Origin of the sequence: Rhodobaculum claviforme (assembly GCF_016653255.1) — a bacterium.
GTDB classification, from domain to species: Bacteria; Pseudomonadota; Alphaproteobacteria; order Rhodobacterales; family Rhodobacteraceae; genus Rhodobaculum; species Rhodobaculum claviforme.
Genome location: NZ_NHSD01000182.1, coordinates 1 through 8,682, shown reverse-complemented (window position 1 = coordinate 8,682; position 8,682 = coordinate 1). Strand labels below are relative to the sequence as shown.

Sequence of the window (8,682 nt, the reverse complement as noted above, 5' to 3'; positions counted from 1 at the left end):
AATCCACTCCGCGGCCGCCCCGCGCAAGCGTGACGGGCGCGCGGGCGGGGCGGGGCGCGGTGGGCGATCTTGTTGCCGACGGTTGCCGCGCCATGGGGGGGCGCCTATCCTCTGACCCCCAACCTCCGGCCGCAGGAGAGCCGCCATGTCCGATCCCCGCATCCACCCCGCCGCCCGCCTGCATGCCCGCGAGGTCGCCGAGGGCCGCCTGTCACGGCGCGAATTCCTGACCCGTGCGACGGCGCTGGGCGTCAGCGTCCCGGTGGCCTATGGCCTGCTGGGCGTCGCGGCCCCGCGCGCCGACACGCCCGCGCGGCGCATGGGTGGCACGCTGCGCATCCAGCAGGACGTGCGCGCGCTCAAGGACCCGCGCAGCTTCGACTGGCCGCAGCTGTCGAACTTTGCGCGCGGCTGGCTGGAATATCTGGTGGAATACAACCGCGACGGCAGCTTTCACCCCATGCTGCTGGAGGGGTGGGAGGTCGATGACGACGCCATGGGCTATACCCTGCGCGTGCGCCCCGGGGTGACGTGGAACGACGGCAGCCCCTTCACCGCGCGCGACGTGGCGTGGAACTTCACCCGCTGGTGCGACCGCTCGGCCGAAGGCAACTCGATGGCCTCGCGCCTGACGGGGCTGATCGACGCCGACACCGGCGCCGCCCGTGATGGCGCGATCGAGGTGGTGGACGACCTGACCGTGCGGCTGAACCTGTCCGAGCCCGACATCTCCATCATCGCGACCTGTTCGGACTACACCGCCGCCATCGTGCAGGACGGCGACGACGGGCAGGACATCCTGCGCAACCCGGTCGGCACCGGCCCCTATCTGCCCGGCGATTACGAGGTCGGCGTGCGCGGCGTGCTGCTGCGCAACGACGACCACGACTGGTGGGGCACGGAGATCTTCGGCGCCCCCGCGCTGGAGCGGATCGAGTTCATCGACCTCGGCACCGACCAGAGCGCCACCATCGCCGCCGCCGACGCCGGCGAGATCGACATGACCTACGAGACGGTGGGCGACTTCATCGACCTGCTTGACGCGGTGATGGAGCGGTCCGAGACGGTCACCGCCCGCACCCTGGTGATCCGTCCCAACCAGCTCTCCGAGGTCGATGGCACCCGCCCCTATGCCGATGTGCGCGTGCGCCGGGCGCTGGCGATGGCGGTGGACAACGCGGTGCTGCTGGAGCTGGGCTATGACGACCGGGGCGTGGTGGCCGAGAACCACCACGTCTGCCCGATCCACCCCGAATACGCCGAGCTGCCCGAGCCGCCGGTGTTCGACCCCGCCGCCGCCCGCGCCCTGATGGAGGAGGCGGGCATGGGCGATTTCGTGCACGAGCTGATCTCCATCGACGACAGCTGGCGCCGGCCCACGGCGGACGCCGCCGCCGCGATGTTGCGCGACGCGGGCATCCCGGTGGAGCGGACGGTGCTGCCGGGGGCGACCTTCTGGAACGACTGGCAGAACTACCCGTTCTCGACCACCGACTGGGGCCACCGGCCGCTGGCGGTCCAGAGCCTCGCGCTGGCCTATCGCAGCGGCGAGCCGTGGAACGAGAGCGGCTTCGAGAACGCCGAGTTCGACGCCCTGATCGCCGAGGCGCTGCAGATCGCCGACGCCGACGCCCGCCGCGAGGTGATGGTGAGGATCCAGACCCTGATGCAGGAGGAAGGGGTCGTCATCCAGCCTTACTGGACGTCGGTGTTCCGCCACCACGTCCCGGGCGTCGTCGGTGCCGAGGCGCACCCGGCCTTCGAGATCTATCCCTACAAGCTGGGCTTTGCCGCCTGATCCGGCCGAACCCGGCCCCGGCCCCATGGCGCGGGACCGGGACCGGGGGTCGTGGAGGCGGGGCCTCAGGGCAGGATGGTGATGGGCGTGCCGGTGCGCACCATGGCATAGATCCGCTCCATCTGGGCATCCGTCACCGCGATGCACCCGGCGGTCCAGTCGCCGAACGCATTGGCGAAACGCGGCCCCTTGCCGTGGATGAAGATGTCGCCACCGGGGTCGTCGCCGGCCTCGCGCGCGACCAGATTGTCGTTGACGTCCGGATAGGAGATGCCCAGCGACAGGTGGAACGCGCTGTTGGGGTTGCGCCGGTCGATGATGTACGTCCCCTCGGGGGTGCGGCCGTCACCGCGGCGCTGCTTGTGCCCCTCGGGCGCAAAGCCGAGGCTGATGGGCACCTGCATCAGCACCCGGTCGTGGTGCTGCAATTCCATCAGACGGTGTTCCTTCCAGACGACGATCCGGGTCACCTCCGGCCCGTCATACTCAAGGAACCTCGACCGCTCGCCCGCGCATCCCGCCAGCACGGCTGCCACGAGGACGGCCAGCGCCACCCGAATCATGCCCATTTTTCTGCCTCGATGGTGTTTTGCGGAAACGCTACACCACCCACCGGCCCGCCGCGAAGCGTCAAGATGCGGACGAATGTCCCGATTTTCAGCCCTGTGTCAGCGCAAGGCCACCCGGGCGCAGGTCATCGACCGACAACGGCCCGTCCGGCCGCCCCAGCCGGTAGCGCATCACCCAGTGCAGCCGGTGTTGCGCCCGGGTGATCGCGACATAGGCCAGCCGTTTCCACAGCGGCACCCCGGCCTCCATCCGGCCCGAGTATGCGGCGGCGCGGATGTCGGGGGCGAAGACCTGCACCTCGGGCCATTGCGACCCTTGCGCCTTGTGGATGGTCACGGCCGCACCATGCAGGAACACCGCACCCATGCTGGCGGCATAGGGGATGAAGGGCTCCCCGCCGTCGTCGGGGTGTTCGATCTTGACGATGGAGGCGACGCCGAGCTGCGGGTCCTCGGCGCCGAGCACATGCAGGCGGGAAAATCCGGGGCGTTTGCCGGGCCCGAGATAGATCACCTGCGCGCCCTTGATCAGCCCCTTTGCCTCCAGCTCGATCCGGCGCTTGCGGTGTTTCAGCGGCAGCTCCAGCCCGTCGCAGATCAGCGGCTCCCCCGGCAACAGGCTGTCGGGCGGCGCGTCATGGGCGGTGCGGAACGCCTGGATCAGCCGGATGCGGGTGGCGTTGCGCCACACCAGCACCGGGGATCGCGCCATCAGCCCGGCCTCCACCCGTTCGGCCATGACGACGCGGTCGTCGCGGGCGGCGGCGGTGCGGACGCGGTCCTCGAAGCCCTCGAAATCGACCTGCGGGTCGGCCAGTGCGTGGGCAAGATCGAGGATCGGGTTGTCCTCGGCCTGCCGGTGGATGCGCGCGAGCGTCAGGCGCTGGGCTTCGGGCAGGCGGTCGAACACCATCTCGCCCGATTGGCCCACGGGCGCCAGCTGTGCGGGATCGCCGAACAGCACGAGGCGGGGAAAGATTTCCCGCAGATCCTCCAGCGCGCGGGCATCCAGCATGGAGGATTCGTCCACGAACCCGATGTCGAGCGGGTCCGAGCGCCGCTTCCACCCCTTGATGAAGTCCGAGCCCCGCAAGCCCGCCGCCGCCAGCGCGCCGGGGATCGACGGCATGGTGGCATAGAACGCCTGCGCGCGGTCGAGCTGCGCATCCGTCATCCCATCGGGCAGCGCATCCGTCGCGGGGCGCGCGCCACCCCCTGCCAGCCATTCCGCGATGCGTTCGTACTGCGGGTCATAGACCGGGGTATAGAGGATGCGGTGGATCGTCGTCGCCGGCACCCCGCGCCCGCGCAGGACGCTGGCGGCCTTGTTGGTGGGCGCCAGCACCGCCAGCGTGCGCCGGTCGCGGCGGCGTCGCCCCTCCCAATCCGCGCTGACCGTCTCCACGCCCGCCTCCGTCAGCGCGCGTGTCAGCGCCGCCAGCAGCATCGTCTTGCCGGAGCCTGCGCGGCCCAGAACCGCCAGGGGCGGTGCCGCCTCGGAGCCAGGCGGCATCAGCGCGCCGGTCGCGAGGTCCACCCCCCCCTGCGCCAGCATCCCCGCCAACCGGTCGAACGCCGCCGCCTGGTCGTCGGAAAAGACGATGTCCGGGGCGTCCGCCGTCACCGGCCCTGCATCCCGAGGCGATGGCGCCTCAGCCATTTTCCTTGAGGATCCGCTGCTTCTGGCGATCCCAGTCGCGCTTGGCCTCGGTCGCGCGCTTGTCGGCCAGCTTCTTGCCCTTGGCGATGCCGATGGCCAGCTTGGCGATGCCGCGGCTGTTGAAATAAAGCCGAAGGGGCACCAGCGTCTTGCCCTTCTTGGCGGTTTCCGCCCACAGCCGGGCCATTTCGCGTTTTGATACCAGCAGCTTGCGCTTGCGGCGTTCCTCGTGGCCGAAGGTCTTGGCCTGGCCATAGGGGGCGATGTAGCCGTTGATCAGCCACAACTCGCCGTCTTCGACGCTGGCGTAGCTCTCGGCGATGTTGGCGCCACCCTGGCGGAGGGACTTGACCTCCGACCCCTCCAGCATGATGCCGCATTCGAGGTCGTCCTCGATCGCGTAATCGAAGCGCGCGCGGCGGTTTTCCGCAATGAGTTTCGAGTTGGGATCGGAGCGTGGCGGCATGGACGGGGGATAGGCCAAGCGCGCGGGTGTGTCCAGCGCGTCACGCGCCCCCGCGCGCGGCCAGCGCGGCTTCGGCGCGGGCGAAATCGGCCGCCGTGTCGATGTCCAGCGCGCTGTCGGGGGCGACCCGGACCGCGCCGATGCGGTCACAGGCAAGCGTGCCGCGCGCGCGCCAGCCGTCGGCGTCAAAGACATAGACCGCGCCGTCGGGGCGCCACACCGGCGGCAGGCTCTGACGGTTGGAGAACGGGTGCCCGGGGTCGCCCAGCGGGCGAAAGGCGCCGCCCTCCAACCGGCCCCATTTCAGCACGCCCGCGTCGGCGGGCGCCACGCTCATCACCAGGTCCCAGTCGCCGGTGGCGTGCAGCGCCAGCCCCGCGCGGATGTCGCGCAGGCGGCGCAGGGGGGATGTCGCCTGCAACAGCACCACCGTGGCCGGGCCGGGCACCGCCCGCAGCGCATGCGCTATTACCGGGTCCATCGGCACGGTGTCGCCCGCCAGCGCCTCGGGGCGGGGCAGGATGCGGAGGCCGTCCTCGGGCGGGTGCGACAGGATTTCGGGGATGTCGGTGGAGACGATGACCTCGGCCCCCACGGCCAGGCCCTGGTTCACCGCCCGGCGCCACAGCGGCACCCCCGCCAGCGGCCGGAGGTTCTTGCCCGGCAGCCCCTTCGATCCGGCCCGCACCGGTACCAGCGCGATCAGCTTCATGTCCCGTCCCCCTCCAGCAGCGGCGCCAGCGCGGCCAGCGTGCGCGCGGTGGCGCCGCCGTGGGCGTCCAGGAACGCCGCCATCGCCGCATCGTCGCCCGGGTCGGCCAGCCGGTCGGTCAGCTGGTCGGCCAGCGCGGTGGCCAGCGCGGCCGCGTCCGTGCACAGCGTCACCACGCCCGCCGCCATCGCCTCCTGCCCCGGATACTCGATCGTCCAGACACTCGGGCCCACCAGAACCGGGCGGCCCAGCGCCAGCGGCTCGATGATGTTGTGCGCGCCCTTGGGCACGAAGCCGCCGCCCACCACCGCCACATCCCCCAGCGCGAGGTAGAAGAACATCTCGCCGAAGCTGTCGCCCAGAGCCACGTCGATGCCGCTCAGGTCCTGCGTCGCCGCCAGCGCGCCGTCCAGCGCGGTGCTGCGCCGCGCCACCCGCAGGCCCGCCGCCGCCAGCCGGTCGGCGGTGGCGTCGAACAGCTCGGGCGCGCGGGGCACCCATACCGCCAGCGGCGCCACCGGCAGGGCCGCGCGCAGCCGCGACAGGGCATCGAGGTAGGTGTCCTCCTCGCCCGCCACCACCGAGGCCAGCGTCACCACCGGGCGCCCCCCCAGCGCCGGGCGCAGCGCGGCTGCCCCGGCGATCTGTGCGGGCGGGATCGCCTGATCGAAGCGCAACTCGCCGCAGACCTGCACGCGCGGCGCCCCCAATGCGCGGAAGCGGTCGGCGTGCCGCTCGGACTTGGCCAGCACCAGCGGGACCAGCGCCACCGGATGGCCAAGGATGCGCGCCAGCCGCCGGGCGCGCGGCAGGCTGGCCTCGGGGACCTGGCTGTTGGCCAGCACCAGCGGCACGCCCGCGCGGTGCAGGGCGGCGATCATGCCGGGCCAGATCTCGATCTCCAGCGCGATCACCAGCTTCGGGCGGGCGCGGCGCAGGACGCGCGCCCAGGCGTGGTGGGTTTCGAACGGCAGGTAACGCGGGATCACCCGTCCGGCCGCGATCTCGGGCCCGAAGGCGGCGTGGGCGGCGCGGCGCCCGGCCGGGGTCAGGTGGGTGGTCACGACCGTCTCGCCCCGGTCCAGAAGCCCGTGCACCAGCGGCACGGCCGAGCGCATCTCGCCCAGCGACACGGCATGCACCCAGACCGCGCCGGAGGGGACGGCACCGCCGCCGAAACGCTCGTTCCAGTGCCGACGATAGTCAGGGTCGCGCCGCCCGCGCCGCCACAGATACACCAGCACCAGCGGCAGCGCGGCCCACCACAGCAACCGATAGAGCGTGATCGCCGCCCGCAGCAGGGTCATGGCGCGTCCATCAGGGCCACCAGCCGGCCGGCCTCGGCGCTGAGCACGGCGGCGCCGTCGGCGGCGACGCGGGCCGCGCGGGGCGGCAGATCGGCCAGCCCCGGATCGGCCAGCGCGGCGGCCAGCGTGGCGGCATCGGTGACGGGCCGTGCGGCGCGGGCGTCGGCGAAGGCGGCGTAATCCTCGGCGAAGTTGTGGATGTGCGGGCCGTGCAGGATGGCGCAGTCCAGCCGCGCGGGCTCGTAGGGGTTGTGCCCGCCCACCGGGGCGATCGATCCGCCGATGAACGCGGCATCGGCCTGGCGGTACCACAGCCCCATCTGGCCCACGCGCCCCACCACGCAGACCGCGGGCACCTGCTCCGGCAGGCACCCGTCGTCGGGTAGGCGTGCCGCCTCCAGCCCCGCCGCGCGGGCCGCGGCCATGGCGTCGGCCGCACGGTCGGGGCGGCGGGGGGCGATCACCAGCACCGCGCCGGGGTCGGTCTGCCGCAGGCGGACGTGGGCGGCGGCGGCCAGCGCTTCCTCTCCCGGGTGGGTGGAGGCCGCGAGCCACAGCCGCCGCCCCGCCAGCCGGGCGGTGTTCGCCGCGCGCACCTCCGGCGCATCCGTCAGCGGGGCCGCGCCGCCCTTCAGCCGCCCCGTCACCTGCGCCGCAGCACCCAGATCCGCGAAATGCGCCGCCGTGCGCGCCTCCTGCACGCCGATATGGGCGAATCGGCCGTAAAGCGCGCCGTAGAACCCCCGCGCCCGCGCCTTGGCCCGGTGCGAGGCGGCGTCCATCCGCCCGTTCACCAGCGCCAGCGGGATGGCGCGGCGGTGCGCCTCCACCACCAGCGCGGGCCAGATGTCGCGCTCGGCCCAGACCGACAGCGCGGGCCGCCAGTGATCCAGGAACGCGCGCGCATGCACCGGGCAGTCGAAGGGCAGGTACTGGTGCACCATCCCCGGCCCCAGCGCCCCCGCCACCGCCTGCGCCGAGGTCCGCGAGGACGAGGTGATCAGCACCGACAGCCCCGCCACCCGCGCCTGCAACGCCGCCGCCAGCGCCGGCAGCACCAGCACCTCGCCCACGCCGACGGCATGCAGCCACACCAGCCGCCCGTCGGGGCGGGGCCGGGTGGGGCGCGCCAGCTTCTCGGCCATGCGGGCGGGGTCCTCCTTGCCGCGGGCCAGACGGCGGCGCAGCAGGGCCGGCGCCAGCAGCGGCACCATACCCTCCAGCATCAGGGCGGCATGCAGGGACAACGGGGTGCGGGTCACGCGCGGGGCTTCTCCGGGGTCTGGACGGTGGTGGTGGCGGGTCGGGACCCAGTTAACGGGCCGGGGCGGTCGCGCACAAGCGCCGCTGGCCAAGCGTGCGCGCGCGCAGTATGGCAGGCCAAGATTTCCGAAGGAGAGCGGCCATGGCCGAAGACGACAGCGCGCGCATCGCCAAGGTGCTGGCGCGCGCAGGCGTGGCCTCGCGCCGCGAGGCCGAGGTCTGGATCGCCGAAGGGCGCATCGCGGTCAACGGCAAGGTGATCGACACGCCCGCCCTGACCGTCACCCCCGCCGACCGGATCGAGGTCGACGGCCGCCCCCTGCCCGCGCCGGAGCCCGCGCGGCTGTGGCGCTACCACAAGCCCACCGGCCTCGTGACCACCGAGCGCGACGAGGAGGGGCGCGAGACCGTCTTCGACCGGCTCCCGGCGGGACTGCCGCGGGTGATGACGGTGGGGCGGCTCGACATCACCTCCGAGGGGCTCTTGCTGCTGACCAACGACGGCGACCTGAAGCGGCGGATGGAGCTGCCCTCGACCGGCTGGCTGCGGCGGTATCGCGTGCGCGTGAACGGGACGCCGGACGACGCCAGCCTGCAACCCCTGCGCGAAGGCATCGTGATCGAGCGCGAGCTGTTCCAGCCGATGGAGGTTCGCGTGGACCGCCAGCAGGGCGCCAACGCCTGGCTGACGGTGGGCCTGCGCGAGGGCCGCAACCGCGAGGTGCGCCGCGCGATGGAGGCCGTGGGGCTGGTGGTCAACCGGCTGATCCGCGTGGGCTACGGGCCGTTCCAGCTCGGCGACCTCGCCCCCGGCGCGGTGGAGGAGGTGCCCGCGCGCGTCCTGCGCGACCAGCTGGGGCTGGAGCCGGATGGCGCCCCCGCCCCCCGTGGCCAGGCCCCCCGAGGT

At 72.9% G+C, this 8,682-nt stretch carries 8 protein-coding genes; 2 read left to right on the top strand and 6 right to left on the bottom strand.

The features are described 5' to 3' along the window. The first annotated feature begins 145 nt into the window (after positions 1–145). Positions 146–1,798 carry an ABC transporter substrate-binding protein gene (locus CCR87_RS06035; protein ID WP_201156658.1) on the top strand — a complete coding sequence of 551 codons (1,653 nt, stop codon included), beginning with the start codon at positions 146–148 and terminating at the stop codon, positions 1,796–1,798. A 65-nt stretch (positions 1,799–1,863) separates the two neighbouring features. Here CCR87_RS06035 and CCR87_RS06030 read toward each other — a convergent pair whose 3' ends face one another. From CCR87_RS06030 to CCR87_RS06005, 6 genes are all read right to left on the bottom strand, one after another. Beyond that, on the bottom strand, positions 1,864–2,367 hold the full coding sequence (locus CCR87_RS06030) for a L,D-transpeptidase family protein (protein ID WP_201156657.1): 504 nt from the start codon (positions 2,365–2,367) through the stop codon (positions 1,864–1,866). Positions 2,368–2,455: 88 nt separating this feature from the next. Continuing rightward, positions 2,456–4,027, bottom strand: a complete 1,572-nt coding sequence (locus CCR87_RS06025) for an ATP-dependent DNA helicase (protein WP_201156656.1) — start codon at positions 4,025–4,027, stop codon at positions 2,456–2,458. Continuing rightward, on the bottom strand, positions 4,020–4,493 hold the full coding sequence (smpB, locus tag CCR87_RS06020) for an SsrA-binding protein SmpB (protein ID WP_201156655.1): 474 nt from the start codon (positions 4,491–4,493) through the stop codon (positions 4,020–4,022). Before smpB ends, CCR87_RS06025 begins: the two co-directional genes overlap by 8 nt. A gap of 40 nt (positions 4,494–4,533) precedes the next feature. After that, positions 4,534–5,205 carry an acylneuraminate cytidylyltransferase family protein gene (locus CCR87_RS06015; protein WP_201156654.1) on the bottom strand — a complete coding sequence of 224 codons (672 nt, stop codon included), beginning with the start codon at positions 5,203–5,205 and terminating at the stop codon, positions 4,534–4,536. Beyond that, the gene (locus tag CCR87_RS06010; protein WP_201156653.1) at positions 5,202–6,512 is read right to left on the bottom strand and encodes a 3-deoxy-D-manno-octulosonic acid transferase; all 1,311 of its coding nucleotides are present in this window, start codon (positions 6,510–6,512) and stop codon (positions 5,202–5,204) included. Before CCR87_RS06010 ends, CCR87_RS06015 begins: the two co-directional genes overlap by 4 nt. After that, the gene (locus tag CCR87_RS06005) at positions 6,509–7,774 is read right to left on the bottom strand and encodes a glycosyltransferase N-terminal domain-containing protein (protein WP_201156652.1); all 1,266 of its coding nucleotides are present in this window, start codon (positions 7,772–7,774) and stop codon (positions 6,509–6,511) included. Before CCR87_RS06005 ends, CCR87_RS06010 begins: the two co-directional genes overlap by 4 nt. 143 nt (positions 7,775–7,917) lie before the next feature. On the opposite strand from CCR87_RS06005, the gene CCR87_RS06000 reads away from it, so the two are divergent. Continuing rightward, positions 7,918–8,682: pseudouridine synthase (locus CCR87_RS06000; RefSeq protein ID WP_201156651.1), on the top strand; the 765-nt coding region annotated here is incomplete at its 3' end.

Bases quoted from the DNA above. Each gene is read 5' to 3' on its own strand.
- CCR87_RS06035 (WP_201156658.1), top strand. From the start codon at position 146: ATGTCCGATCCCCGCATCCACCCCGCCGCCCGCCTGCATGCCCGCGAG.
- CCR87_RS06030 (WP_201156657.1), bottom strand. From the start codon at position 2,367: ATGGGCATGATTCGGGTGGCGCTGGCCGTCCTCGTGGCAGCCGTGCTG.
- CCR87_RS06025 (WP_201156656.1), bottom strand. From the start codon at position 4,027: ATGGCTGAGGCGCCATCGCCTCGGGATGCAGGGCCGGTGACGGCGGAC.
- smpB (WP_201156655.1), bottom strand. From the start codon at position 4,493: ATGCCGCCACGCTCCGATCCCAACTCGAAACTCATTGCGGAAAACCGC.
- CCR87_RS06015 (WP_201156654.1), bottom strand. From the start codon at position 5,205: ATGAAGCTGATCGCGCTGGTACCGGTGCGGGCCGGATCGAAGGGGCTG.
- CCR87_RS06010 (WP_201156653.1), bottom strand. From the start codon at position 6,512: ATGACCCTGCTGCGGGCGGCGATCACGCTCTATCGGTTGCTGTGGTGG.